Annotated in this window: 23 protein-coding genes and 1 tRNA gene; 16 read left to right on the top strand and 8 right to left on the bottom strand. The window is 63.7% G+C overall.

Features of this window, described 5'->3' with window-relative positions; translation table 11 throughout:
• Positions 1–85: 85 nt before the first annotated feature.
• Together ACODSP_RS00005 and ACODSP_RS00010 are read right to left on the bottom strand one after the other, a co-directional pair.
• On the bottom strand, positions 86–892 hold the full coding sequence (locus ACODSP_RS00005) for an ABC transporter ATP-binding protein (protein WP_488963596.1): 807 nt from the start codon (positions 890–892) through the stop codon (positions 86–88).
• Entirely contained in the window at positions 889–1,659 is a 771-nt protein-coding gene (locus tag ACODSP_RS00010; RefSeq protein WP_102111685.1) for an MlaE family ABC transporter permease, read from the bottom strand. Before ACODSP_RS00010 ends, ACODSP_RS00005 begins: the two co-directional genes overlap by 4 nt.
• Before the next feature lie 551 nt (positions 1,660–2,210).
• On the opposite strand from ACODSP_RS00010, the gene ACODSP_RS00015 reads away from it, so the two are divergent.
• The 9 genes from ACODSP_RS00015 (at position 2,211) to ACODSP_RS00055 (ending at position 11,173) form a co-directional block, all read left to right on the top strand.
• Positions 2,211–3,770, top strand: coding sequence for a 2-isopropylmalate synthase (locus tag ACODSP_RS00015; RefSeq protein ID WP_488963597.1), 1,560 nt, complete (start codon positions 2,211–2,213; stop codon positions 3,768–3,770).
• Positions 3,771–4,209: 439 nt separating this feature from the next.
• A complete protein-coding gene (locus ACODSP_RS00020) occupies positions 4,210–5,247 on the top strand; it encodes a rod shape-determining protein (protein ID WP_054167055.1) in 1,038 nt (345 codons plus the stop codon).
• A gap of 114 nt (positions 5,248–5,361) precedes the next feature.
• Entirely contained in the window at positions 5,362–6,240 is an 879-nt protein-coding gene (gene mreC, locus ACODSP_RS00025; protein WP_488963598.1) for a rod shape-determining protein MreC, read from the top strand.
• Positions 6,241–6,251: 11 nt separating this feature from the next.
• Entirely contained in the window at positions 6,252–6,761 is a 510-nt protein-coding gene (gene mreD, locus ACODSP_RS00030) for a rod shape-determining protein MreD (RefSeq protein WP_488963599.1), read from the top strand.
• 9 nt (positions 6,762–6,770) lie between these two features.
• On the top strand, positions 6,771–8,681 hold the full coding sequence (gene mrdA, locus ACODSP_RS00035; RefSeq protein WP_488963600.1) for a penicillin-binding protein 2: 1,911 nt from the start codon (positions 6,771–6,773) through the stop codon (positions 8,679–8,681).
• Complete coding sequence (rodA, locus tag ACODSP_RS00040) at positions 8,678–9,829, top strand: rod shape-determining protein RodA (RefSeq protein WP_488963601.1); 1,152 nt, start codon at positions 8,678–8,680, stop codon at positions 9,827–9,829. Before mrdA ends, rodA begins: the two co-directional genes overlap by 4 nt.
• Before the next feature lie 148 nt (positions 9,830–9,977).
• Positions 9,978–10,053: transfer RNA gene (locus ACODSP_RS00045), tRNA-Lys, on the top strand.
• Between the two features lie 156 nt (positions 10,054–10,209).
• Positions 10,210–10,593 (top strand): DUF6491 family protein, encoded by a 384-nt coding sequence (locus ACODSP_RS00050; RefSeq protein WP_488963602.1) that lies wholly within the window; start codon positions 10,210–10,212, stop codon positions 10,591–10,593.
• A gap of 1 nt (position 10,594) precedes the next feature.
• The gene (locus ACODSP_RS00055; RefSeq protein WP_488963603.1) at positions 10,595–11,173 is read left to right on the top strand and encodes a tyrosine phosphatase family protein; all 579 of its coding nucleotides are present in this window, start codon (positions 10,595–10,597) and stop codon (positions 11,171–11,173) included.
• Between the two features lie 50 nt (positions 11,174–11,223).
• Here ACODSP_RS00055 and ACODSP_RS00060 read toward each other — a convergent pair whose 3' ends face one another.
• Positions 11,224–14,169 carry a bifunctional [glutamine synthetase] adenylyltransferase/[glutamine synthetase]-adenylyl-L-tyrosine phosphorylase gene (locus tag ACODSP_RS00060; protein ID WP_488963604.1) on the bottom strand — a complete coding sequence of 982 codons (2,946 nt, stop codon included), beginning with the start codon at positions 14,167–14,169 and terminating at the stop codon, positions 11,224–11,226.
• Positions 14,170–14,290: 121 nt separating this feature from the next.
• On the opposite strand from ACODSP_RS00060, the gene ACODSP_RS00065 reads away from it, so the two are divergent.
• The gene (locus ACODSP_RS00065; protein WP_488963605.1) at positions 14,291–17,461 is read left to right on the top strand and encodes a YhdP family protein; all 3,171 of its coding nucleotides are present in this window, start codon (positions 14,291–14,293) and stop codon (positions 17,459–17,461) included.
• 82 nt (positions 17,462–17,543) lie between these two features.
• Here the strand turns inward: ACODSP_RS00065 and ACODSP_RS00070 are convergent, their stop codons facing one another.
• Positions 17,544–17,792, bottom strand: coding sequence for a hypothetical protein (locus tag ACODSP_RS00070; protein ID WP_488963606.1), 249 nt, complete (start codon positions 17,790–17,792; stop codon positions 17,544–17,546).
• A complete protein-coding gene (locus tag ACODSP_RS00075; RefSeq protein ID WP_488963607.1) occupies positions 17,789–18,331 on the bottom strand; it encodes an EndoU domain-containing protein in 543 nt (180 codons plus the stop codon). Before ACODSP_RS00075 ends, ACODSP_RS00070 begins: the two co-directional genes overlap by 4 nt.
• 77 nt (positions 18,332–18,408) lie before the next feature.
• Between ACODSP_RS00075 and ACODSP_RS00080 the strand changes: the two genes are divergently transcribed.
• The 6 genes from ACODSP_RS00080 (at position 18,409) to ACODSP_RS00105 (ending at position 21,968) form a co-directional block, all read left to right on the top strand.
• A complete protein-coding gene (locus tag ACODSP_RS00080; RefSeq protein ID WP_488963608.1) occupies positions 18,409–19,035 on the top strand; it encodes an SCO family protein in 627 nt (208 codons plus the stop codon).
• 236 nt (positions 19,036–19,271) lie between these two features.
• Positions 19,272–19,628, top strand: a complete 357-nt coding sequence (locus ACODSP_RS00085) for an AtpZ/AtpI family protein (protein ID WP_488963609.1) — start codon at positions 19,272–19,274, stop codon at positions 19,626–19,628.
• Between the two features lie 6 nt (positions 19,629–19,634).
• On the top strand, positions 19,635–20,378 hold the full coding sequence (locus ACODSP_RS00090; protein ID WP_054167068.1) for a F0F1 ATP synthase subunit A: 744 nt from the start codon (positions 19,635–19,637) through the stop codon (positions 20,376–20,378).
• Positions 20,379–20,439: 61 nt separating this feature from the next.
• Entirely contained in the window at positions 20,440–20,664 is a 225-nt protein-coding gene (locus tag ACODSP_RS00095; RefSeq protein ID WP_054167069.1) for a F0F1 ATP synthase subunit C, read from the top strand.
• A 204-nt stretch (positions 20,665–20,868) separates the two neighbouring features.
• Positions 20,869–21,486: a F0F1 ATP synthase subunit B family protein gene (locus tag ACODSP_RS00100; RefSeq protein WP_488963610.1), complete on the top strand. Its 618-nt coding sequence runs from the start codon at positions 20,869–20,871 to the stop codon at positions 21,484–21,486.
• A complete protein-coding gene (locus tag ACODSP_RS00105) occupies positions 21,486–21,968 on the top strand; it encodes a F0F1 ATP synthase subunit B family protein (RefSeq protein WP_488963611.1) in 483 nt (160 codons plus the stop codon). Before ACODSP_RS00100 ends, ACODSP_RS00105 begins: the two co-directional genes overlap by 1 nt.
• Positions 21,969–22,025: 57 nt before the next feature.
• On the opposite strand, the gene ACODSP_RS00110 is transcribed toward ACODSP_RS00105, so the two are convergent.
• The 3 genes from ACODSP_RS00110 to tldD all read right to left on the bottom strand — a co-directional run bounded on the left by ACODSP_RS00110 (position 22,026) and on the right by tldD (position 24,123).
• Entirely contained in the window at positions 22,026–22,436 is a 411-nt protein-coding gene (locus tag ACODSP_RS00110; protein WP_488963612.1) for a type II toxin-antitoxin system VapC family toxin, read from the bottom strand.
• Positions 22,417–22,539, bottom strand: coding sequence for a hypothetical protein (locus ACODSP_RS00115; protein ID WP_488963817.1), 123 nt, complete (start codon positions 22,537–22,539; stop codon positions 22,417–22,419). Before ACODSP_RS00115 ends, ACODSP_RS00110 begins: the two co-directional genes overlap by 20 nt.
• Positions 22,540–22,686: 147 nt before the next feature.
• Positions 22,687–24,123, bottom strand: a complete 1,437-nt coding sequence (tldD, locus tag ACODSP_RS00120; protein WP_488963613.1) for a metalloprotease TldD — start codon at positions 24,121–24,123, stop codon at positions 22,687–22,689.
• Positions 24,124–24,327: the final 204 nt, after the last annotated feature.

Genomic DNA, 24,327 nt, shown 5'->3' on the forward strand with positions numbered 1-24,327 from the left:
ATCGGCGCTAACCGCGCCTCACGCTGGGTCCCGGCTTTCGCCGGGATGACGAAGAGAACGCGTTTCCAGTCAGAAGAAGTCCGCTCTAAAAAGCCCGGATCTGCATCTGGATCGGGCCTTCGGCGCGGCCATGGATGAACTGATCGACGTAAGCGTTGCCGCTATTGTCGATCTCCGACACAGGACCCACCCAGATCAGCTTGCCCTTGTAGAGCATGGCGATACGGTCGGCGATCTTGCGGGCGCTGGCCATGTCATGGGTGATGGAAAGCGCGGTGGCGCCCAGATCCTTCACGCATTTCACGATCAGGTCGTTGATGACGTCAGCCATGATCGGGTCCAGGCCCGTCGTCGGCTCGTCAAAGAAGATGATCTCCGGGTTGGTGCAGATGGCGCGGGCCAGGCCCACGCGCTTCTGCATGCCGCCCGACAGTTCGGAGGGGGAAAGGTTGGCGACATCAGGACCCAGGCCGACGGCACCTAAGGTGGCGACGGCACGCTCCCGTGCCTCCTTCCGGCCCACGCGCTGCCCCTGCATCAGGCCGAAGGCCACGTTTTCCCAGACGGGCAGGCTGTCGAACAGGGCGGCCCCCTGGAACAGCATGCCGAACTTGGCCATGGCGCGTTCACGGTCACGGCCCGTGATATAGGTCGTATCCTCCCCATCGATACGGATGCTGCCCGCATCGGGCTGCAGGATGCCCAGGATGCTTTTCAGCAGCACCGACTTGCCGGTGCCCGAGCCGCCGATGATCACCACGCTTTCGCCGCGCTGGATATCCAGGTCGACGCCGTCCAGCACCACCTTGGGCCCGAACGCCTTCTTCACGCCTTTCAGCGAGATCTTCGGCACATCCATATCCTGCGTCAGTTCCAAGGGCGCCATCGTCATGAGAAGAAGATCCCCGTCAGCAGGTAGTTCAGGACCAGGATAAGGATGGAGGCGGATACCACGGCATTGGTGGTGGCCGCCCCCACGCCCTGCGCGCCGCCGCGCGAGTTATAGCCGTGGTAGCAGCCCATCAGCGAGATGACGAAGCCGAACGCCGCCGCCTTCACCAGACCGGACACCACGTCCATGAATTCCAGATATTGCCAACTGTTGTTGATATAGCTCGACGCGTTGAAGCCCAGCCGGTAGACGGCCACCAGATAGCCGCCGAACACACCGATGATGTCGGCCACCAGCACCAGGATGGGCAGCATGGTGGTGCCGGCGATCAGGCGGGGCACCACCAGATACTTATAGGGGTTGGTGGAAAGCGTGGTTAGCGCGTCCACCTGCTCCGTCACCCGCATGGTGCCCAGTTCCGCCGCCATGGCGGCACCAATGCGGCCCGCCACCATCAGGCCGGCCAGAACCGGCCCCAGTTCACGGGTGATCGACAGAACCACGACGGTGGCGATGGCGCTTTCGGCGGAGAAGCGGGAGAAGCCGGAATAGCTTTGCAGCGCCAGCACCATGCCCGTGAACACGGCGGTCAGGCCGACGACGGGTAGGCTGTAATAGCCGATCTCCACCATCTGCCGACCGATATGCCGGAAATAGAAGGGCGGGCGCAGGCAATGGGCCAGGGCCGTTAGGGTGAACAGGGCCAGCCGCCCAGTCGCCTCCAGGAAGGTCAGGGTGGCACGGCCGATCGCGCTGAGGAAATTCATCTACCTGGCCTTCTGCTTGGGAGCGGAACCCACCCCATCGCTAGACAATGGGGTGTCTTCTGTCAATGTCGAGGGGAAGAGGGCACATGCCCATATTGCGCCGCACCCAAGCCAGTCCCGCATGGAGCCTTTGCATTTCTTTCCCTATGAAGGTTCTTGCCGCGTCGGTGATTTCGCCTTAAAACCGAAACATGAAATGAGCTGTCGGTGTTCCCAGTGGGTTCGCCGTTGCTTGAAACCTTTTACGGATGGACGGTCCCCCCGTGATGGCGGCAGACCAGATGACGGAACAGCAGAACAGCACGGGCCTCACCGCCCGCGCCGTTGGCCTGTCTGCATCTTCCATTCGTCGCGGCCGCCTTGTCCTGGCCGCCACCCTACGACTAATCACCCCCTGAGCGCCCGATGCTGTGCCGCCCTCGCTGCGGCGCGGCCCGCGATCAGGGGAAGAGGCGCCGGACCGGCGCCGCCGAAACCACATATTTCTTCTATCGATTTCGGTGCGGTGCCCCTGACAGGACCGTACCCGACGTGCCGCAAGGGACCAGGACATGAGCATCACCCGCGACAGCAACCGCGTCATCATTTTCGACACCACCCTGCGCGATGGCGAGCAGGCGCCCGGCTGTTCCATGAACCTGGATGAAAAGCTGCGCATCGCCACGGTACTGGAGGAAATGGGCGTCGATGTCATCGAGGCCGGTTTCCCCATCGCGTCGAACGGCGATTTTGAGGCCGTGCGCGAAGTGGCCCGCACCGTGAAGAATGCCACCATCGCGGCGCTGGCCCGCACGGCCCGCGCCGATATCGACCGCGCCGCCGAGGCCTTGCAGCTGGCGCAGCGCAAGCGCATCCACACCTTCATCTCCACCAGCCCCGTCCACATGAACTACATGTTGAAGATGACGGAAGAGGAGGTGTTGCAGCGCACCATCGATTATGTCGGTTATGCCCGCAACCTGACCGACGATGTCGAATGGTCCGCCCAGGATGGTTCCCGCTCTGACCGCGATTTCCTGTGCCGTACGGTGGAGGCGGCCATCAAGGCCGGCGCCACCACCATCAATATCCCCGACACGGTCGGCTATGCCCTGCCGGAAGAATATGCCGCCATGTTCAAGGACGTGATGACCCGCGTCCCCAATTCCGACAAGGCCATCTTCTCTGTCCATTGCCATAACGATCTGGGGTTGGCCGTCGCCAATTCCCTGGCCGGCATCGGCGTCGGTGTGCGTCAGGTGGAATGCACCATCAATGGCCTGGGCGAGCGGGCGGGCAACGCGTCGCTGGAAGAGATCGTAATGGCGCTGCGCACGCGCCATGACCTGATCGGTTGCACCACCGGTATCAAAACGGAACATATCACCCGCATTTCCCGTCTGGTTTCCACCATCACCGGTTTCCAGGTGCAGCCCAACAAGGCCATCGTGGGTGCCAACGCCTTTGCCCATGAAAGCGGCATCCATCAGGACGGCATGCTGAAGCACGCCGAGACCTATGAGATCATGACCCCGGAATCGGTGGGTCTGAACCGCTCCTCCCTGGTCATGGGCAAGCATTCGGGCCGCGCCGCCTTCCGCGCCAAGCTGAAGGAACTGGGCTATGACGATCTGGGTGAGAATGCGGTGAATGACGCGTTCGGCCGGTTCAAGGATCTGGCCGACCGCAAGAAGGACATCTACGACGAAGACATCATCGCCATCATGGATGATGAGGTCGGTCGTCAGCATGACCGCGTGCGTTTCCACGCCCTGCATGTCGTGGCCGGTTCGCGCGGGCCGCAGCATGCCGTGCTGGAACTGGAGATTGACGGCAAGCCCATCCCGCCGGTCGTGGCCTTCGGCAATGGCCCCGTCGATGCCGTCTTCAACGCCCTGAAGCTGGCCTTCCCGCATGAAGCGAAGCTGCAGCTCTATCAGGTGCATGCCGTGACCCAGGGTACCGACGCCCAAGCCGAGGTGACGGTGCGACTGGAAGAGGAAGGCAAGACCGTGAATGGTCAGGGTGCGGATGCCGATACGCTGGTGGCCAGCGCGCGCGCCTATGTGCATGCGCTGAACAAGCTGATCACCAAGCGTCTGAAGACTGCGCCCGTGGCAATGTCAGCGTAAATGCCATCTCCCTCAGGCGCCGGGCGCCGCCATCCGGCGGCTTGGCTTACGCGCACATGTGTGCGCGGGCCAGCGGTCGCTGGCCCCCAAAGGTCGTGGGAGATGACCCTTGGTATTTACGGCGTCGGATGACGGTTTCACGCGACTCCGATTCCACGACTTGAGTCAAACCCCCGTCGGACACCCTTCCGGCGGGGGTTTTTGCCATGTTTTTGCCACGAAGTTTGAGGGTCCAACAGCCCGAAAGGGGGTGATGCGGTGCCTGCACACCCTTCATGTGGCACTGCGAAGGGAACGGGGCGTGGAAATTCCGTTTCCAGGGCTTTCAAGGCTTGAGGGCGCCGCCCCAAATGGTCTATGCAACAAGCGCGACCCGGCATATCCGGGGCCCGGTCGCACCAAGGCGGCAGAATCCGGACATCAGAGATACGCTTAACCCATGTTTTCAAACCTGCTCGGTATGTTCTCCGCCGACATGGCGATCGACCTTGGTACGGCGAACACGCTCGTCTACGTGAAGGGTCGCGGCATCGTCCTCAATGAACCGTCGGTGGTCGCCATCCGCGACCTGCGGGGCAAGAAGCAGGTCTTGGCCGTGGGGGACGAGGCCAAGCTGATGCTTGGCCGTACGCCTGGCAACATCCAGGCCATCCGCCCGCTTCGCGACGGCGTCATCGCCGACTTCGAAGTTGCGGAAGAAATGATCAAGCATTTCATCCGCAAGGTTCACAACCGCCGCAGCTTTGCCAGCCCGGAAATCGTGATCTGCGTTCCGTCGGGTTCCACCGCCGTCGAACGCCGCGCGATCCAGGAAAGTGCCGAGGCTGCCGGCGCGCGCCGCGTTTCCCTGATCGAGGAACCGATGGCTGCCGCCATCGGCGCCGGCCTGCCGGTGACGGAGCCGACGGGCAGCATGGTCGTCGATATCGGCGGTGGCACCACGGAAGTGGCCGTCCTGTCGCTGAACGGCACCGTCCATGCCCGGTCCGCCCGCGTGGGCGGTGACAAGATGGATGAGGCCATCATCGGCTATATCCGCCGTCACCATAACCTGCTGGTGGGTGAAGGCTCGGCTGAGCGTATCAAAAAAGAAATCGGTTCCGCCTGCCCGCCGGAAGATGGTGAAGGCCGGGTCATGGAGATCAAGGGCCGCGACCTGATGAACGGCGTGCCCAAGGAACTGGTGATGAGCGAGCGGCAAATTGCCGAGAGCCTGGCCGAACCGGTCAGCCAGATCATTGAGGCCGTGAAGGTTGCCCTGGAACATACGGCGCCCGAACTGGCCGCCGATATCGTGGACAAGGGCATCGTCCTGACGGGTGGCGGCGCGCTGCTGGCCAACCTGGATTATGTCCTGCGCCATGCCACCGGCCTGCCGGTTTCCATTGCCGATGATCCGCTGTCCTGCGTAGCGCTGGGCTCCGGTCGCGCGCTGGAAGAGGAAAGCCTGCGCAACGTGCTGATTCGCATGTATTGATCGGTCCGCTATAGCGATCCGATATTTACACCATCGCGTTGAAGCGTTACTTTCACAAGGCACTGTAAGCCACCGATTTCGGTGGCTTACCCGATCACGGGACACCACCCCCCGGTGAAGACACGCAATAGCGGATCCGTCGTGCGCATCGCGGCCCCTCTTTGGGGGATGGTGCAGCGATTCTATTTTCCGCTGCTGATCCTGGCTGCCGCCGCCCTGATGATGATCGGGCATGTGAATGGCGGTGCGGTGGAACAGGCGCGCACGCGCGTCACCGATGCCGTTTCCCCGGTTCTGAACGTCATGTCGCGTCCGGCCTCCAGTGTGGCCGACGGGCTGGAATATTTCCGGCAGCTGGTCGATCTGCATGACGAGAATGCCCGCCTGCGCGAAGAGAATTCCCGGTTGCGGCAGTGGGAACAGGCGGCGCTGCGTCTGGATGCCGAAAACCGCTCCCTGCGCTCGCTCCTGTCCTTCAAGCCGGACCCGGCGGCGCGTGTGGTCACGGGCCGTGTCGTCGGTGATCCCGGCGGCGCCTTTGTGCGGACGGTCGTTGTCACCATCGGCGAACGCGATGGTGTGGCACGCGGTCAGGCCGTGATGTCGGGGCAGGGGCTGGTTGGGCGTATCGTGCAGGTCGGCGACTGGTCGTCGCGCGTGCTGCTGATCACCGATCTGAATGCCCGCATCCCCGTCGTGCTGGAAAGCAGCCGGCAGCGCGCCATGCTGGCGGGTGACAATTCCGACCATCCGCTGCTGACGTACCTGCCGCCCAACAGCGAGGTTACGCCGGGTGAGCGGGTGTTTACTTCTGGCCATGGCGGCCTGTTCCCGCCGGGTCTGCCCGTCGGCATTGTTGAAATCGGGGCCGGTGGCAAGCCCCGGGTCGTGCCTATGGCCGACCTGTCGCGTGTGGAGCATGTGCAGGTGGTCGATTTCGGCACCGTAGGCGGCGTGGCCGCCGAAGCGACGCAGCCCGGCGCGATGAAGTAAGGGGCACGGCCTTGGCCGGCGGATTGTTTAACCAGCTCGATCAGACGGCACGCAACCTTGTGCCCTTCACCGTCACTATCCTGGCCATGCTGGTCGGGATGGTGCCTTTGCCGTTGCCCGGCTATGCCATGGTGACGGTGCCCTTCATGCTGATGTGCCTGTTCTACTGGGTCATCCACCGGCCCGACCTGCTGCGCCCGCTGGTGGTGTTCGCCATCGGCCTGTTGCAGGACCTGATCGGCGGCACGCCCATCGGATCGACCTCCATGGTGCTGATGATGGCCTATTGGCTGTTAATCACCCAGCGCCGCTTCTTCCTGGGCCGGTCCTTCGTGATGCTGTGGATCGGTTTTGCATTGGTGGCCACAGGGGCGGCGGCGGTACAATGGTCGGTGTTCGCCCTGATGACGGCCAGCCTTCTGGACGCGCGGCCCGTGCTGGTGCAGGCCCTGATGGGCGTGGCATTGTTCCCGTTGATGGCCTGGCTGCTGCAAAGGCTGCACCGCGCCTATTTGAGCTGAGGGTAACCCATGTCGGCCTTTGACCGGGACGCCGAACGCCAGCGCATGCTGTCCCGCCGCACGCTGGTGCTGGGCGGGCTGCAGGGCGCTGCCGTGGCCACGCTGATGGGCCGGCTCTACTATCTCCAGATCGTGGAGAGCGACCGCTATACCGTGCTGGCGGAGGATAACCGCATCTCGCTGCGGCTGGTGGCGCCGCCCCGCGGCCTGATCACCGACCGGTTCGGCGTGCCGCTGGCCGTGAATGAGCAGAATTTCAGCACCATCATCGTGTCCGAACGCGCCGGCGACGTGCAGCAGATCCTGGATGAGGTGGGAAAGCTGATCCCCCTGACCGAGGCGGATGAAAGGCGCATTCAGCGCGATATCCAGCGCTCCCGCTCCTTCGCGCCTATCACCATCAAGGAAAACCTGACCTGGGATCAGGTGGCGGCGATTGAGGTTAATCTGCCCGACCTGCCGGGCGTGTCCATCGATGTCGGCCAGGTCCGCTCCTACCCGTTCGGCGAGGCGTTGAGTCATGTTCTGGGCTATGTCGGGGTGGCGGCGGAGAAGGATGTCGAAGGGTCCAGCGACCCGCTGCTGACCCTGCCCGGTTTCAAGGTGGGCAAGGGCGGCATCGAGAAACAGTATGATCAGGCCCTGCGCGGCGCCGCCGGCAACCGCCAGCTGGAAGTGAACGCGGTTGGCCGTGTCATCCGGGAACTGTCGCGCGATCCCGGCCAGCCGGGGCGCGAAGCGACACTGACCATCGATGCCAAGCTTCAGCATTATATGCACCAGCGCCTGTCGGCGGAGGAGAGCGCGGCGGCCATCGTCATGGATGTGAATACCGGCGGCATCCACGCGCTCTGTTCCAGCCCCAGTTTCGATCCCAACCAGTTCGCCATGGGTATCGGGTACGAGGCCTATCAGGCCTTGCTGAAGGATGAGCGTACGCCGCTGATCAACAAGGTGATCGCGGGCCAGTATCCGCCGGGTTCGACCTTCAAGATGCTGACGGCGCTGGCGGCCCTGGAATCAGGCATCGTCAATGCCGACCACCGCGTCTTCTGTTCCGGCCATATCGAGCTGGGCAGCCACCGGTTCCACTGCTGGAGCCGCAATGGCCATGGCACGCTGGACATGGTCGGCGCACTGATGAACAGCTGCGACGTCTATTTCTATGACCTTGCCGGTCGGATCGGCATGGACCGTATCGCCGACATGGCCCGCCGTTTCGGCCTGGGTGGCAAGGTCGGGCTGGAACTGCCGGGGGAGCGGCCGGGCCTTATTCCGGACCCGAAATGGAAGCGGCAGGCCCTGAAACAGCCCTGGCACCAGGGGGAGACGCTGATCGCGTCCATGGGCCAGGGCTATGTCCTGACCACGCCATTGCAGCTTGCCGTGATGACGGCGCGGCTGGCCAGCGGGCGGGCGGTACAGCCGCACCTGCTGAAATCCATCGAAGGACAGTTTGCCGAGACGACGGAATGGCCCGCCATCGATGTGAAGCCGGAAAATCTGGCCACCGTCCTGAAGGGCATGAACGCCGTCACCAATGTGCCGGGCGGCACCGGCTATCGTGCCCGCATCAATGTGCCGGGCATGGAGATGGCGGGCAAATCGGGCAGCGCCCAGGTGCGCCGCATTTCCATGGCCGAGCGTAATTCCGGCGTTATCAAGAATGAGAATCTGCCCTGGAAGGAACGTGACCACGCCCTGTTCGTGGCCTTTGCCCCTGTCCAGGCGCCGAAATATGCCTGTGCGGTGATCGTGGAACATGGCGGTGGCGGTGGTGCCGTGGCGGCCCCCATCGCCCGCGATATCCTTCTGGAATGCCAGATGCTGGAGGCGGCGCGCGCCACCGTCGCGCAGCAGCCGCCGCCGGCCACCGACACAACGCCGCCGGCCCCTAACCCTGCGGGAGAAACGCCATGACCCTGGACGTTTCCAGCGACAGCGCCGCCCTTTCCTTCACCGAGAAGCTTGCCCAGATACCCTGGTCCTTCGTGTTCCTGGTCACCATCGTGGCCTGTGTCGGCTTTGCCATGCTCTATTCGGCGGCCAACGGACAGATCGATCCCTGGGCGTCGCGTCAGATGCTGCGCTTTGCCGTCGGTCTGGCGCTGATGCTGTTCATCGGCATGATCGATATCCGGGTCTGGATGAAGATGACCTACCCGCTCTATGGGCTTGTCCTTGTGCTGCTGATCGGCGTGGATCTGTTCGGATCGGTGGGCAAGGGGGCGCAGCGCTGGATCGACCTGGGCTTTGTGCAGTTGCAGCCGTCAGAGATCATGAAGGTCACGCTGGTCATGGCGCTGGCCCGCTATTTCCATGGCGCCTCGCTGGAGGATACGGGCCGCATCCCCTATTTGATCGTGCCGCTGCTGATCGTGGGGGCGCCGGTCGCCCTGGTGCTGGCGCAGCCGAACCTGGGCACGTCGCTGATGCTGATCATGGCGTCGGGGGCGATGTTCTTCCTGTCGGGTGTGCGCTGGTGGAAATTTGCGCTGGTGATCGGCGCCATCCTGATCGCCATCCCGCTCAGCTGGCAGTTCCTGCTGCACGATTATCAGCGCGACCGGGTTGAGACCTTCCTGGACCCCGACAGCGACCCGCTGGGCACCGGCTATCACATCACGCAGTCGAAGATCGCCTTCGGGTCGGGCGGGCTGACGGGGAAGGGGTTCCTGCAGGGCACGCAGAGCCATCTGAACTTCCTGCCGGAAAAGCAGACCGACTTTATCTTTACCATGCTGGCGGAAGAGTTCGGGCTGGTCGGGTCGGTCAGCTTCCTGGTGCTGTATTGCCTGCTGCTGCTGTTCGGTTTCGTCATCGCGGGGCGATGTAGACATCAGTATGGGCGGCTTCTGGCGCTGGGGCTGACGGTCAACCTGTTCCTCTATCTTTTCATCAATGTCGCCATGATCATGGGTCTGATCCCCGTGGTGGGCGTGCCGCTGCCGCTGATCTCCTATGGCGGGACGGCGACCCTGGCCGTGATGGTGGGCTTTGGCCTGCTGATGTCGGTGCATGTCCACCGGGATGTGCGTATGTCCCGCCGCGGCCTGGGCGATTTGTAACAGGGCATGCCGCCAGCGCAAATCTCGGTCGCTGAAAAAAGCACCATTCCCTGCATCGAAAACTATCGACAAGGGGAAATCCCTTTGCTACACAGCGCGCCTCGCCACGGTGAACGCCCTGGCGGGGCCGCGAAAGCGGATGTGGATTGGGCGCATAGCTCAGTTGGTAGAGCAGCTGACTCTTAATCAGCGGGTCCAAGGTTCGAGTCCTTGTGCGCCCACCAACCTTCCTCCCATCTCAAAGAAATCACTGCGTAGATAGTTCTGGCGCCCCTGCAAGGGGTGGTCTGTCTGCGCATCGCCTTGATCCCGCCCCGATCCCACGTCACCATGCCCGTCAGGGGGTATGGGAATTTGCAAGGGAAGGAGGACGCGGGATCATGCGTCACCATCTGTTACTGCCGCTGCTGGCCCTGCTTTGTGCCGGCCCCGCCATGGCATCCGAGAATGCCGCGACGCCGGACAAGGCACGCGAAACCTGCATCGACTCGCGCCGCATCAATGGCTGGACCTCGGAAAACGACCGATCGATCGTTGTCACGCTGGGTGCCAAACAGCGCTACCGCATGGAATTGAGCGGGTCGGCCAGCGTCTTCAATGTGGACAGCCAACCAAACCTTGCCTTCATTCCGCGCAGCGACGGCTCGCTCTGTGCCGGCTGGGGCCATGTCGGGGTGGAGGGGCAGCGCATTCCCATCCTGTCCATCACCCGCCTGACGGACCCGCCGCCCAAGGCTGCTGCGGCCGCACCATCGGAGAAATGATTTGCTATCGCCCGCCTTCGTCCCATTCCGCACCACCGTCTGCGGCATCCAGGAACTGCCCGGCCATGCATTGGCCGGGGTGACCCACCTTGTCTCCATCCTGGACCCGGACCGGGAACCGCTGACGGCGTTCGACGATTACGGGCCGCATCACCGCATCGACCTGCGATTCGACGATGTCATCATCGAACTGCCGGAACGGATGGCGCCGCTGGACCGGCATCTGGAACGGGTGCTGGCCTTCGGGCAGCGTCTGACGGCAGAGGCGGGGGCGCAGGACCATCTGCTGGTCCATTGCCATATGGGCATTTCCCGCTCCACTGCCGCCATGGCCCTGATCCTGACCCAGGCCCGTCCCGACCGCCCGGCGGTGGAGGCCCTGGCGGAGGTGGTGCGCATCCGCCCCCAGGCTTGGCCCAACCTGCGCATGCTGGAAATCGGCGGCGACATCCTGGGCCGGCGTCGCGAACTGCTGGACGCCGTTCGCGAGGTCTATCAGCGCCGCGCCCAGGGGCAGGCCGACTGGGTCCGGTTCCTGCGGGAGAACCACCGCGAGCGGGAATTGACCCATATGGGATGACCCAGTGCCGAATGCCGTAGGTCAGGTCGAGGCGTAAGCCTCGCCCTGACCTACGGGTTGGGGCTGCCGACGATCCGGTCGAACGCGGCCTTCACCGCCGCCGCTTTGGTTCGCAAGGTGGCTTCCACCGTCTCGAACGGGGTGCCTTCGGGCAGGTCGGGGAGGGCGGCGCGGGCGAGGCCGGCTTTCAGGCCGGGCGGGGCCTTGGCGGCATCGAATCCGCCTTCGACGGTCAGGCGCAGGAAGCCCTGAACACGGCGCCAGGTCTTGTGTGCGTCGATCAGCAGGTTCGCCGTCTCCACATCGATAAAGCCGCTGTCGCCCAGCCAGGCCAGCGCGCCGGTTGTATTGGGGTCGATGATTTCCGGGCGTTCCGGGGCGTGCAGCAGGGTCAGGTATTGGGCGATGAACTGGATATCGATCATGCCGCCGCGCACATATTTCACGGTCCAGATATCGTCCGTATGGTGCTGCTGATCGATGCGGCCACGCATGGAGGCCACGTCCTCGCGCAGCTTCGCGGGATCGCGGGGTCGGGTCAGGACCGACACGATCTCTGCTGTCAGATGCCGGCGCAGACTGTCTGGTCCGGTTACAACCCTAGCGCGGGTCAGGGCCATATGTTCCCAGGTCCAGGCGCTATCGCGCTGATACTTGGCGAATCCATCGAAACTGACGGCCAGCGGCCCGGCATTGCCGGATGGACGCAGGCGCATATCAACCTCATACAACTGCCCCTCCGCGGTATGGGCGGTGATGGCATTGACCAGACGCTGCGTCAGCTTGATGAAATAATCGTTGGGGGACAGGGGCTTGGCCCCATCCGACTGCACCACGTCATCCGGCACCTTATAGACCGTGATCAGGTCCAGGTCAGAACGCAGCGACAGGGAGCGGGCGCCCAGGCGTCCTAAGCCCAGGATGGCCATGCCCGCACCGGGCAGGCGGCCATGGCGCTTGGCAAACTCCTCCTCCACCGCGCGCTGAAGACCGGACAAGCCCACCTCGGCCACATCGGTCAGGAAGGCGCCCAGACGGTCGGCGTCGCTGACATGGCGCAGGATATGGACGCCGGCCCGGAAGCGATGTTCGTTGGTCCAGCGGCGGGTGAGGTCCAGCACCTCCTCAAAATAATGCGCGCCGCCAACCAGGGCGTCGAATCCGGCCTCCAGCTCCTCGCGTCCCGGCAGGGTGCCGAAAAAGCCCGGCAGCAGGACGGCATCCAGCGCCTGCGGCTGCCGCGCCAGCTGTTCGGCCAGACGGGGCGCGGTGCCCATCACCTCTGCCACCAGATCCAGCAGATTGGGGTTGGCATAGAACAGGCTGAATAGCTGCACCCCCGCCGGCAGGCGAGAGAGGAACTCATCAAATTTCAGGAAGGCTTGATCGGGCTGGGCCGTCTTGCCAAAGGCCGCCAGCAGCGTGGGGACCAGCTCGGTCAGCAGTTCGCGTGCCCGCTGGCTGCGCGTGGCGCGGTAGCGGCCATGGTGCCAGGCCCGGATCTGCCCCGCCACGGCGGACGGGTTGGCATAGCCCATGCCGCGCAGCGTCTCCATCGTGTCGGGATCATCCTCCGTGCCCGTGAAGACCAGACTGCCGGAGCCGGACAAGGCGGGGCTTTCGGAAAACAGATGGTCGTAATGATCCTCCACCACCGTCAAGGTGGCCATCAACCGGTCGCGGAAGGATTGGGTGTCGGGAAAGCCCAGGAAGGCGGCGATGCGGTCCACCCCGTCATCGGTCTTGGGCAATTGGTGGGTCTGCTGATCATCCACCATCTGCACGCGGTGTTCGACGGTGCGCAGGAAACGGTAAGCCTCTGACATGTCATCGGCCACCCGCTGTTCCACGCGGTCGGCGGCAACCAGGGCGTAGAGCGTCTCCACCGTCCCGCAGGTGCGCAAGGAACGGTCGCGTCCACCGAAGATCAATTGCTGGGTCTGGGCGAAGAATTCGATCTCGCGGATGCCGCCGCGCCCGATCTTGATATTGTGGCCGTTGACGGTCTTTTCCCGGTGGCCCTTATGTGCGCCGATCTGCCGCTTGATGGAATGGATGTCCTGGATGGCCGCGAAATCCAGGTTCCGGCGCCAGATGAAGTGCCGGATGATATCCATGAAGCCCTTGCCGGCTTCCAGATCGCCGGCCACGGGCCGCGCCTTGATCATGGCCGCGCGTTCCCAGTTCTGGCCCAGGCTGCTGTAATAGGCTTCTGCCGCAGAAACGCTGACCGCAACGGGTGTGGCGCCGGGATCGGGGCGCAGCCGCAGGTCGGTGCGGAACACGTACCCATCGGCGGTGCGTTCATCCATGATCCGCACCATTTCGCGCGTGGCCCGCACGAAATGTTTCGTCATCTCCCCGTCCGGCACCTGCACGATGCCATCGTCATACAACACGATCAGATCGATGTCGGAGGAGTAGTTCAGTTCGCGCGCGCCGAACTTTCCCATGGCCAGGACGATGTAACCGCTGCCTTTTTCAGGTTGTTCGGTGTCCGGAACGATCAGGCGGCCCATGGAAACCAGCTGCCGCAGCGCCACGCGCACCGCCAGCTGAAGGGTGGCCTGCGCGAAATCGGACAGGGCGCCCGTGACCTTTTCCAAGGGCCAGTCGCCACCCATGTCGGCCAGCCCGATCAGCAGGGCGGCGCGGCGCTTGGCGATGCGCAGGGCCTTCATCAGCTTGTCGGCACTGGTCTGTGCGCCATGATCGCGCCACAGTGCCTGGACAAGTTCGTCAAAGGCCGCGTCGAAGCCGATTTCCAGCAATTGCCGGAAGAAACCCATCTCCCGTACCAGGGCATGTCCCAGGAACGGGCTGTTGGCGAACACTGCTTCCAGCACGCGCTTTCCATGGGGATCGGCGGCGTAGGAACGGGCGAAGGCGGCGAGATCGGGATCACATCCCGGACCCGCCGCTTCATGCCAATGTTCCAGTCCGACGGCGGCACGTTGCGGATCGCCAAGGCGGGGAAGGGATTCTTGATTGAACATCGGGTGTCTACCGGGCTATCCCAAGCGGACCGCATGGGCGGGGGGCCAGACTGCCCACCGACCCTTGTTCAGGTCAAGCTGCCCGTAACGCCCGGCGCAACCCGCCGGAGAACCGAGATCGATGCTGCGTCGCACTGCCCTTATCCTGCTTGAACTGGTCACCGGCCTGTTGCTCGTGGTCCTGTTGGCGGGCGGGTATCTGGCGTTCCGGTTGACGCAGCAGGGGCCCATCGGGGTGGATTTTCTCACCCCCTACCTGACACAGGAACTGTCGCGGGAAGGGCCGGTCACGCTGGAGATCGACCGGACGGAACTGGCCTGGGTCGGGTTTGGTACGCCCATTGATATCCGGGTGAAGGGGGTGGAGGCGCATGGCGCCAGCGGCGCCCTGCTGGCCGCCGTGCCGGAAATGCGCCTGGGCCTGTCGGTGCCGGCCTTGCTGCGCGGGCGGGTGGCGCCCACGCGCATCGATCTGGTCGAACCCAGCCTTTATGCCGAACGCACCGCCGATGGCGGCTTCCGCCTGGATATCGGCAGCGATAGCTCCGATCCGGAGGCAGGCGCGCGGATTCTGGCCGATTTGATCGACCAGATGCGCCGGCCCCCCGATCCGGAAGCGACCATGGGTGCCTTGCGCGACCTGCGGATCACGCGTGGCAAGCTGGTGGTGGCCAATCTGGCGACGGAGACGAAATGGCAGGTGCCGCGCCTGGACATGCGCCTGCGCCGCGATGTGCGGGGCGTGCGGGGCACGGCATCCGCCGATATCGACATGGGCGCCAAGATCAACCAGATCGCGGCGGAGGTCACCTGGCGGGCCGAGGATGGCGCCATTACCCTGCGCAGCGGGATGGCCGACATTGTGCCGGCGGAATTTGCGGAGATTGCCCCCGTCCTGCATCCGCTACGCGCGCTGGACGTGACATTGGCCGGCACCGTGATGCTGGAACTGAAATCCGACCTGACGCCTGTGAATCTCGTCCTGGGCCTGACGGGGGGCAAGGGCACCCTGTCGCTGCCTGATCAACTGCCGGAGCCGCTGGCCTTTGACCGGGTGGAACTGCATGGCACGCTGGATGATGCGGGGCGGCATCTGGAACTGACGCGGTTCAACCTGGACATGGCCGGTCCCGCCGACCTGACCATCAGCGGCAATGCCCGCCAGCGGGACAAGAACATCGAACTGGCCCTGACGACCGAGATCACGGGCCTGCCCATGGCGGACCTGCATCGCTACTGGCCCAAGGGTGTGAAGGACAATACGCGCGACTGGATGGTCGGCAATCTGGCCGACGGCACCTTCGACCGCACGGTATTCAAGCTGGAAGGGTCAGGGCCGGTCGATGATCCCGGCGCCTTCCATGTTGCCTCCATGCAGGGGGAGTTCGCGCTGTCGGGCTTTACCGTCCATTACCGCCGGCCCCTGCCGCCCGTCACCAACGTGTCGGCGACGGCGACCTTCGACGGCAAAAGCTTTGATATCGCTGTCAAGGATGGCGCCCTGCTGGATATGAAGGCCGGGCCGGGGATGATCCGCATCCTGGGGCTGGATACCGAGAATGACCACCGTATCGATATCCGTGTGGCCCTGGAGGGGCCGCTGTCATCGGCGCTGACGGTGCTGGACCATCCGCCGCTGGGCTATGCTGCCAAGGTCAATCTGGTGCCGGAAAGGGCATCGGGACAGGCCAAGGCGGAACTGCATTTCGCCTTCCCCCTGGTGGCCGCCCTGACCATGGACATGGTGCAACTGGATGGCAAGGCCAGCCTGACCGGCGTGGCCGTGCCCGACATCGTGGCCGATATCGACGCGACCGAGGGCGTGCTGGAACTGGCCGTCACGGGCCATGACCTGAACATGACGGGCACGGCCCTGCTGAACGGTGTGCCGGCACAGGTGGAATGGCTGGAGAATTTCCCCGCCGATGCGCCCATCGGCACACAGGTGCGGGCGCGCGGCCGCCTGGATGATGAACAGCGCCGCCGCTTCCGCCTGGATTTTCCCGATTGGCTGAACGGGCCGGCGGGCGTGGACATGGTTTATACCAGCGAACGCACGCCCGAAGGCCGGCAGCAGACCATCCAGGCCGATATCGACATCACGCCATCGGTGCTTCGCATCGATGCGATGAAGTGGAAGAAGGAAGCGGACAAGCCGGGCCAAGGCCGGGTGACGGTGAAGTTCAAGGATGGCAAGCCCATCCTGATCCCCGCCTTTGTCGTGACGACGGAGGAACTGGCCGCCATCGGTTCCATGGAACTGCGCGCGGCGGATTATGGCCTGTCGCATCTGCTGCTGACGCAGTTCAAGCTGGGCGACAGCGATGCGCGTATCGATATCCGCGATACCGACGGCAAGGGCGGTCTGGCCATCGATGTGAAGGGCGACAGTTTCGATGTCCGCCCCTTCCGGGGCAAGAACAAGGGGCCGGATGGCAAGGTCATCCCGCCCGATCCGGTGGAGGAGGCAGCGCCCAAGACGCCGCTATCGATCAGCTTCGATCTGGGCCGGGCCATCATGGGCGATGATGGCAGGGAAATCCGTCAGGCCAAGGGCCGGATGGAGCGGGACACCAATATCTGGTACCGCACCGACCTGGACGCCCAGGTGGGGGAGACGGGGTTCTTGCGGGTGCGCTATGCCCCCGATCCCGCCGATGGCCGCATCCTGACGCTGGTCGCCGAAACCGATGATGCCGGGGCCACCTTGCGCGGGCTGGATGTCATCAGCCAGATCAAGGGCGGCCAAATGACCCTGTCGGGCCGATCACAGGCCGATGATCCGGGTCAGTCCCTGGTGGGCAAGGCCAGCCTGACCAATTATCAGGTGCAGGACGCGCCCGTGCTGGCGCGCTTGCTGTCCGCCACGTCGCCGCGTGGATTCGCCAATTTCATGTCGGGTCAGCCCATTGCCTTCTCCCGCCTGTCGGGGGATTGGCTGTGGCACAAGGACGGGATCACCCTGCGTGAGATGCGGACATCGGGATCGCAGGTGGGCCTGACCCTGGAAGGCAATATCGATATCAAGCGTGACGACGTGGCCCTGCAGGGCACCATCGTGCCCTTCACCACGGTCAACAAGCTGCTGGGCGTGATCCCGCTGCTGGGTGACCTGCTGGTGGGCGGGGAAGGGCAGGGGCTGTTCGCCGCGACCTATAGCGTGAAGGGGCCGACGGACAAGCTGGATGTCGGGGTCAATCCGCTGGCCGTTCTGGCGCCGGGCTTCCTGCGCAACCTGTTCTTCCTGCCGCAGCCGGCGGGTGAGGATTTGCCGAAGGAGGCGAAGCCGTAGGTCAGGTCGAGCCGCAGGCGAGCCCTGACAGAAAAGGATTGAAAGCCATGCTGTCAGGGCTCGGCTTTCGCCTCGACCTGACCTACGCGTGTCGCTCCAAGCGCTTGAGCGCCATCTCCCGTGGCACCAGAACCGCCGGCCAATCATCCTGCATGATGTTTTCCAGCAGCAGGCCCTCATCCCCCACGCTGGCGGCGTAAAGGTTGCCGACGCGCCGCTCCGGTCGTTCGCCCCCCGTCAGGCCGGTGATGAAGGCGGCGATGCCGTCCGCATCGCCCCCCATGTCGGTTTGCAGCCAGTCGGCCAGCCATTCTTCGGGATCGTGGATCATTGCGGGCAGCTCTCGCCCATCTGCGGGAAGGCGGTATTGATGCGGCCATCGTCAAATTCCGCAAAACGGATGACGAAACGCTCCCCGCCCGGCCCGGTGCAATATTTCGGGTCCGGCTTGGCGGGTGCTGAACAGCCCAGCTTGCCCCAGGGCTTGCCCGGCGCGTGGCTGTGTTTGACGGCGTAAAGGATGGAGTTCGTCACCTGCTCCACACCGCAATTGTCGGGGTAGAAGGTGGAGTTCTTGGATTTACCGTTCTCGAAAAACACCTTGGTGTTGTAGAGGCCATCGGCCTGCGGCGGCTGGGCCTGCACCTCCTTCACCGGTGCCGTGTCGATGATGGCGCGGCTATGCATGCCGACGACATCGCCGTTCTTCTTCACCTCCCCGCACAAGACATGGCGCAGGTTCAGCGACGGGCTGGTCTGGCTCCACCCGAAGCTTTCATCCTCGCAGGAGGGCTTTTCCATCGCCCCGGCGGCACCGCATGCCGCCAAAGCGAAGACCAACACCGCCAACCGGACCATCCGCACCGCCATTATCCGCCCCTATGAAGTTGTGGAAGCATCGTCTATGGGTGACCATATCATTGCCGATGGTTTGCAGGAGAGGGCTGATGAAGCGGGAACGGCTGGTACGGGTGGCGCTGGCGTGCCTGATCGGGCTGATCATGGCGGCGGTCATCGCCTGGATGACCATCCGCCATGATCAGCGGCAGGCGGGCGGCGTGGCCACCAATGTGGCACCGGCCAGCATTGGCGGGCCGTTCACCCTGACCACCCATGATGGCCGCGTCGTGACGGATCAGGATTTCGTGGGCAAGTACAAGCTGGTCTTCTTCGGCTACACTTTCTGCCCCGATATCTGCCCGACGGAGTTGCAGACCATCGCCCAGGCGATGGACCTGATGGGCGACTCCGGCGCCGATGTGCAGCCGCTGTTCATCACCATCGATCCGGAGCGCGATACCGCACCGGTGCTTGCCGACTATGTGAAGCTGTTCCACCCTTCCATCATCGGCCTGACCGGAACGGCGGAGCAGATTGCCGCCGTGGCCAAGGCTTACCGCGTCTATTACGCCCGTTCGCAAGGCGAACCGGACCCGACGCAATATCTGATGGACCATTCCACCTTCGCCTATCTGCTGGCACCCGACGGGTCATTCGTGACCGTTTTCGCCAAGGGCAGCACGCCCGAACAGATGGTCGAAGCGATCAACGCCTACCGCTTGCGCGGGCGTTGAACAGCGCTTTCGTGTAACGAAACGCGGGCCGTTACCGGCATTTCGGGGGCTAAATCACCGGTTTGACGGGCAAAAGGTATGATGCGCTGCGGCATCGGACCTATGCGCGGGGTGGAAATCCAGGTTTTTCAAATACTTAAGGTGGGGTGCCTTACCCTTGACAGTATCCGGGCCTAACCGTATGGTGCCGCCGCTTTCGCACGGTATCCAACTTCTGGCGGAAGGGAGCCCGCTTCATGTCCGATGAGCGTCCGCCCCCGTCTCTGGAGGAACTGGATACCCGCCTGCGTGAGGCCCGCCGCAACGCCGGCATGGACCTGCCCGACCCCGAACAGGGGGCCAGTGGCAAGAACGTGTCGAACGGTGATATGGCGCTGGGCCTGCGTGTCGGGGTGGAACTGGTTGCCGGTGTGCTGTTCGGGCTTGCGCTTGGATATGGCATCGACTGGTGGCTGGATACGAAACCCTGGGGGATGATCATCATGATCTTCCTGGGCGCGATTGCCGGATTTATGAATGTGTACCGCCTGACCTCCGGTCAGGGGTATGCGGCGGGGTTCGACAAGTCCCAAAAGCGGGACGGTGGGGAGTAGGGCATCGTGGCTGGTCCTTTGGAGCAATTCGAGATCAAGCGGCTGGTCAACCTGCCGGTTGGCAATCTTGATCTGTCCTTCACCAATTCCTCTTTGTGGATGGTGATTGCCGTTGTGGCCTCGACCTTCCTGCTGGTCTATGGCATGCGCGGTCGCGCCCTGGTTCCGGGCCGCGTGCAGTCCATCGCCGAGCTTCTGTATGAGTTCGTGGCAGAGATGGTGCGTGACAATGCCGGCCCGCAGGCCCGCAAGTTCTTCCCCTTCATCTTCTCGCTGTTCATCTTCGTGCTGTTCGGCAACGTCCTGGGTCTGATCCCCGGTTCCTTCACCTTCACCAGCCATATCATCGTGACCTTCGCGATGGCGCTGTTCGTGTTCGTGGTGGTCACCGTCGTTGCTTTCGTGAAGCACGGGCTGCACTTCTTCCACTTCTTCCTGCCGCATGGCACGCCGCTATGGCTGGCGCCGCTGATCGTTCCCATCGAACTGATCTCCTACTTCGTGCGCCCCATCAGCCTGTCCATCCGTCTGTTCGCCAACATGCTGGCCGGCCACACCATGATGAAGGTCTTCGCGGGCTTCACGGTGTCGATGGTCGCCGCTGGTGGTGGCATGGCTGCGGTTGGTATGCTCCCGGTTCTCCTGAATGTCGCGCTGTTCGCCCTGGAATTCCTGGTCGCCGGCATTCAGGCCTACATCTTCGCGCTGCTGAGCTGCGTGTATCTGCGTGACGCGCTGGAGATGCACTAAGCATCTCCAACGTCCAACCCGTCTTTTCCAAGAGACACTTCCAACCTAGAGGAACTTCAAAATGGAAGCTGAAGCCGCAAAGTTCATCGGTGCCGGTCTCGCCATGTTCGCCCTGCTGGGCGTCGGTATCGGCCTGGGCAACCTGTTCTCCGGCCTGTATCAGGCTGCTTCGCGTAACCCGGCCGCTCTGAACTCCTACAAGACCTTCGTCTTCATCGGCTTCGCGCTGACCGAAGCGACCGGTCTGTTCGCGCTGGTTATCGCCTTCCTGATCCTGTTCGCCTAATCGGCGGACAGTTTCTTAGAACCGGTGCCCTCGGGCGCCGGGGCTTCAGCGCCGGGATCGCCGCCGCTGCCGGGTATCAGATCCGACAGCGGCGGTTGCTCTATGGGCCCTATGGTCCTTTACTTGAGCTTTTCCTTAAAGGCGCTGATGGGAATTTGGCGTGATCGGCCTTCATGGACCGGTCAGCAGTGAATGGGTGCTTCTATGCCTGTCCAACGCTTTTCGCGGCTGTATGTCGGCGCCTCGGCGGCGCTTGCCACGGCCATCGTCTTCGCGGCGCCTGTCCTGGCCGCTGCCGAGGGCGAGCATGCCGAGCATGCCAAGAAGGGCCTGCCGCAGCTCAACCCGGATAGCTTCGCCTCTCAGGTCTTCTGGTGGGTGCTGACGTTCGGCCTGCTGTTCTGGCTGATGTCCAAGGTGGCGCTGCCGCGCGTCGCCGAGGTGCTGGAAGCCCGCCAGGAAAAGATCTCCAACGATCTGGAGAAGGCGTCGGCCCTGAAAGCCGAAGCCGAGGGCGTGATGCAGGCCTATGAAAAGGCCCTGTCGGAAGCCCGCGCCAACGCGCAGAAGGAAATCGCCGCTTCGGTGGCCGCTTCCGATGCCGAGGCCGCGCGCCGCAACACGGAACTGGGCACCGGTCTGGCTGCCAAGACCCGTGATGCCGAAGCCCGCATCCAGACCGCCAAGCAGGAAGCGCTGTCCAATCTCAGCAGCGTCGCCGCCGAGGCCGCCCTGGCCGCGACGGAACGTCTGTCGGGTGCCGTCCTGTCGGCCGATGCCGCCAGTGCAGCGGTTGAATCCGTGCTGAAGGAGCGTGCGTGATGTTTGCAAGCAGCACTTTCTGGTACGCCGTTGCGTTCGTCATCTTCATCGTCGGTGTTGCCCGCCTTTCCGGCAAGGGCATCCTCGGCAGCCTGGACGCCCGCAGCAAGCGCATCGCCGATGAGCTGGAACAGGCCCAGAAGCTGCGCGAAGACGCGCAGGCCGCTCTGGCGCAGTTCCAGCGCAAGCAGCGCGACGCCCTGAAGGAAGCCGAGGCCATCGTGGCCCAGGCCCGCGAAGAAGCGTCCCGCATCCGTGCCCAGGCAGCGTCCGATCTGGAAGCCGGCCTGAAGCGCCGCGAGCAGCAGGCCGTCGACAAGATCGCCCAGGCCGAAGCGCTGGCGCTTCAGCAGGTCCGTGATCTGGCCGTCGAAATCGCCGTTCAGGCGACCGAGAAGCTGCTGGTGCAGAATGTCGACGAAGCCCGCAATAGCGCGCTGGTCGACGCCGCCATCACCGAACTGCCGGCCAAGCTGCACTGAGCGGCTGAACGGTTCGAGTTACGGAAAAGCCCGCCGAAAGGCGGGCTTTTTTGTTGGTCAAATCGGTTGGCGGATGTTCGTGATGCTAAGTCCCAGATCGTTGGACAGCTGACACCAAGCCCCATCGGCGGCCAAAACAATAGCGCGTTTTTCCTTCGCGAGAGCAAGACACGCGCGATCACCCAATGAAAGGCCCAGCCGTTTCGTGCTGATCCGCATGAGACCTGCTGTTCTGGCTTGTTCAATCGAAAAGCTGATGACGCGCAGGCCAAGGCGTTCAACGACGTCTGAAATGAAGGGCGGCGGCCAGCCGTCTTCTTGCAGCTTGCTGACGATCTCAGCCAAGTTAACAGTACTCACCAAGCCACCTGGTAGGGCCTCCGCAACCTGCTCAGCCCCACGCTCCCGTTTCAGTAAGGCGAGTACTGCCGAACTGTCTAAGACGATATCATTCTCCACGAGCGGCACGGCGTTCCGCAATCAGCTCGTCGGCTAAACTGCGTGAGGGATCCCCGAACCGCACCGCCAGCGCCTGCAAATCTGCAATAGCTTCGACCAGCGATTCCGTCACGAGCTTTCCTTCATGCACCCGTGTCACCGTTCGCTGGTTGAGCGGTAGATGGTTTGCCGCGGTTCTCATAGCGGTGCCTTCTCAGAACCACTCAACAATATGCCGTTCAACGCGATTTGCCATCGCGACGTTCTGCCAAACCAACCCTCACGCCGCCTTCGTGCCGCCGACCGTCAGGCCGTCAATGCGCAGGGTGGGCTGGCCGACGCCGACGGGTACGCCCTGGCCGGCCTTGCCGCAGACGCCGATGCCGGGGTCCATGGAACTGTCATTGCCGATCATGGTGACCTTGGTCAGCGAGTCGGGGCCATTGCCGATCAGGGTGGCACCCTTGACCGCCGGTCCCAATTTGCCATCTTCGATCAGATAGGCCTCGCTGGCGGAAAACACGAACTTGCCAGAGACGATATCGACCTGACCGCCAGAGAAATTGGCGGCAAAGATGCCGCGCTTGACCGAGGCGATAATCTCGTCGGGCGATTTGTCGCCGCCGCGCATCACGGTGTTGGTCATGCGCGGCATGGGCATGTGGGCATAGCCCTGGCGGCGGCCATTGCCCGTGGGCTTCACACCCATCAGCCGGGCGTTCAGCCGGTCCTGCATATAGCCCTTCAGGATGCCATCCTCGATCAGGACGGTGCACTGGCTGGGCGTGCCTTCATCATCCACGGTGATGGACCCGCGCCGCCCCTCGATGGAACCATCATCGACGACGGTAACGCCGGGGGCGGCCACCCGCTGGCCCAGCAGGCCGGAGAAGGCCGACGTCTGCTTGCGGTTGAAATCGCCCTCCAGGCCGTGGCCGATGGCTTCATGCAGCAGGATGCCGCACCAGCCGGGGCCCAGCACGACCGGCATCTCACCGGCCGGCGCCTCGATGGAGCCGAGATTGATCAGCGCCCCGCGCAGCGCCTCATCGACATAGCCCTGCCACACCTCGGGCTCCAGGAACTGCTGATAGGTGCGGCGCCCGCCGGCCCCGTGGCTGCCCGATTCCATGCGGTCGCCATCGGCCACGACGACCGAGACGTTCAGGCGGACCAGGGGGCGGATGTCGGCCACCCGGCTGCCATCGGCGCGGATGATCTGCACGGCCTGCCATTCACCCGACAGGGAGGCGGAGACCTGCCGCACGCGGGCGTCCTTGGCGCGGGCATAGGCGTCGATCTGTTCCAGCAGCTTCACCTTGGCTTCGAACGGCACCAGGACCAGGGGGTTGTCGCTGGCATAGAGCAGACGGTTGGTGCCGATCGGCGCCTCGGCCATCATGCCGCTATGGCCGGCATGAACGGCGCGGACCGTGTCGCCGGCGCGGCGGATGGCATCCTCCGTCAGAACCGAGGCGTGGGCGTAGCCGGTGGCCTCATCAGCGACGGCGCGCAGGCCGAATCCCTGGCTGGTGTCGAAGGACGCACTCTTAAGCTTGCCATCGTCCCAGGCGAAGCTTTCGCTCTGCGCATATTCCAGGAACAGTTCGCCATCATCGGCGCCGCGCAGCGCGTTGGTGACCAGTCCGCCCGTGCGGCCCAGGTCAAGGCCGGCCTGATTGAAGAAGATTTCATCGGTCTGGGACAGAAGCGACATGGCGCGCGGCCTTCCTTGGCAACGGATATAAGGTCTTCCGTCAGAATGGCGATGCGTTGCGCCGCTGGCAAGGCTGCCGGGCACTGCCATGCGCCAGATCAATTGCCCGGTCCCCTGCGACGCAATGCCCATCGGCCTTGCAGGGCGGGGATGGCGGACGATCTTGCCGTTTGTGGGTGCTTGCCTGTATGGTCTGCGACGATA

The sequence above is a fragment of the Niveispirillum sp. FG156 genome, from assembly GCF_057809555.1.

Bases quoted from the DNA above. Each gene is read 5' to 3' on its own strand.
- tldD (WP_488963613.1), bottom strand. From the start codon at position 24,123: ATGTCGCTTCTGTCCCAGACCGATGAAATCTTCTTCAATCAGGCCGGC.
- ACODSP_RS00005 (WP_488963596.1), bottom strand. From the start codon at position 892: ATGACGATGGCGCCCTTGGAACTGACGCAGGATATGGATGTGCCGAAG.
- ACODSP_RS00015 (WP_488963597.1), top strand. From the start codon at position 2,211: ATGAGCATCACCCGCGACAGCAACCGCGTCATCATTTTCGACACCACC.
- ACODSP_RS00010 (WP_102111685.1), bottom strand. From the start codon at position 1,659: ATGAATTTCCTCAGCGCGATCGGCCGTGCCACCCTGACCTTCCTGGAG.
- ACODSP_RS00080 (WP_488963608.1), top strand. From the start codon at position 18,409: ATGAAGCGGGAACGGCTGGTACGGGTGGCGCTGGCGTGCCTGATCGGG.
- rodA (WP_488963601.1), top strand. From the start codon at position 8,678: ATGACCCTGGACGTTTCCAGCGACAGCGCCGCCCTTTCCTTCACCGAG.
- mrdA (WP_488963600.1), top strand. From the start codon at position 6,771: ATGTCGGCCTTTGACCGGGACGCCGAACGCCAGCGCATGCTGTCCCGC.
- ACODSP_RS00095 (WP_054167069.1), top strand. From the start codon at position 20,440: ATGGAAGCTGAAGCCGCAAAGTTCATCGGTGCCGGTCTCGCCATGTTC.
- ACODSP_RS00065 (WP_488963605.1), top strand. From the start codon at position 14,291: ATGCTGCGTCGCACTGCCCTTATCCTGCTTGAACTGGTCACCGGCCTG.
- ACODSP_RS00050 (WP_488963602.1), top strand. From the start codon at position 10,210: ATGCGTCACCATCTGTTACTGCCGCTGCTGGCCCTGCTTTGTGCCGGC.
- ACODSP_RS00100 (WP_488963610.1), top strand. From the start codon at position 20,869: ATGCCTGTCCAACGCTTTTCGCGGCTGTATGTCGGCGCCTCGGCGGCG.
- ACODSP_RS00070 (WP_488963606.1), bottom strand. From the start codon at position 17,792: ATGATCCACGATCCCGAAGAATGGCTGGCCGACTGGCTGCAAACCGAC.
- ACODSP_RS00075 (WP_488963607.1), bottom strand. From the start codon at position 18,331: ATGGCGGTGCGGATGGTCCGGTTGGCGGTGTTGGTCTTCGCTTTGGCG.
- ACODSP_RS00060 (WP_488963604.1), bottom strand. From the start codon at position 14,169: ATGTTCAATCAAGAATCCCTTCCCCGCCTTGGCGATCCGCAACGTGCC.
- ACODSP_RS00105 (WP_488963611.1), top strand. From the start codon at position 21,486: ATGTTTGCAAGCAGCACTTTCTGGTACGCCGTTGCGTTCGTCATCTTC.
- ACODSP_RS00085 (WP_488963609.1), top strand. From the start codon at position 19,272: ATGTCCGATGAGCGTCCGCCCCCGTCTCTGGAGGAACTGGATACCCGC.
- ACODSP_RS00020 (WP_054167055.1), top strand. From the start codon at position 4,210: ATGTTTTCAAACCTGCTCGGTATGTTCTCCGCCGACATGGCGATCGAC.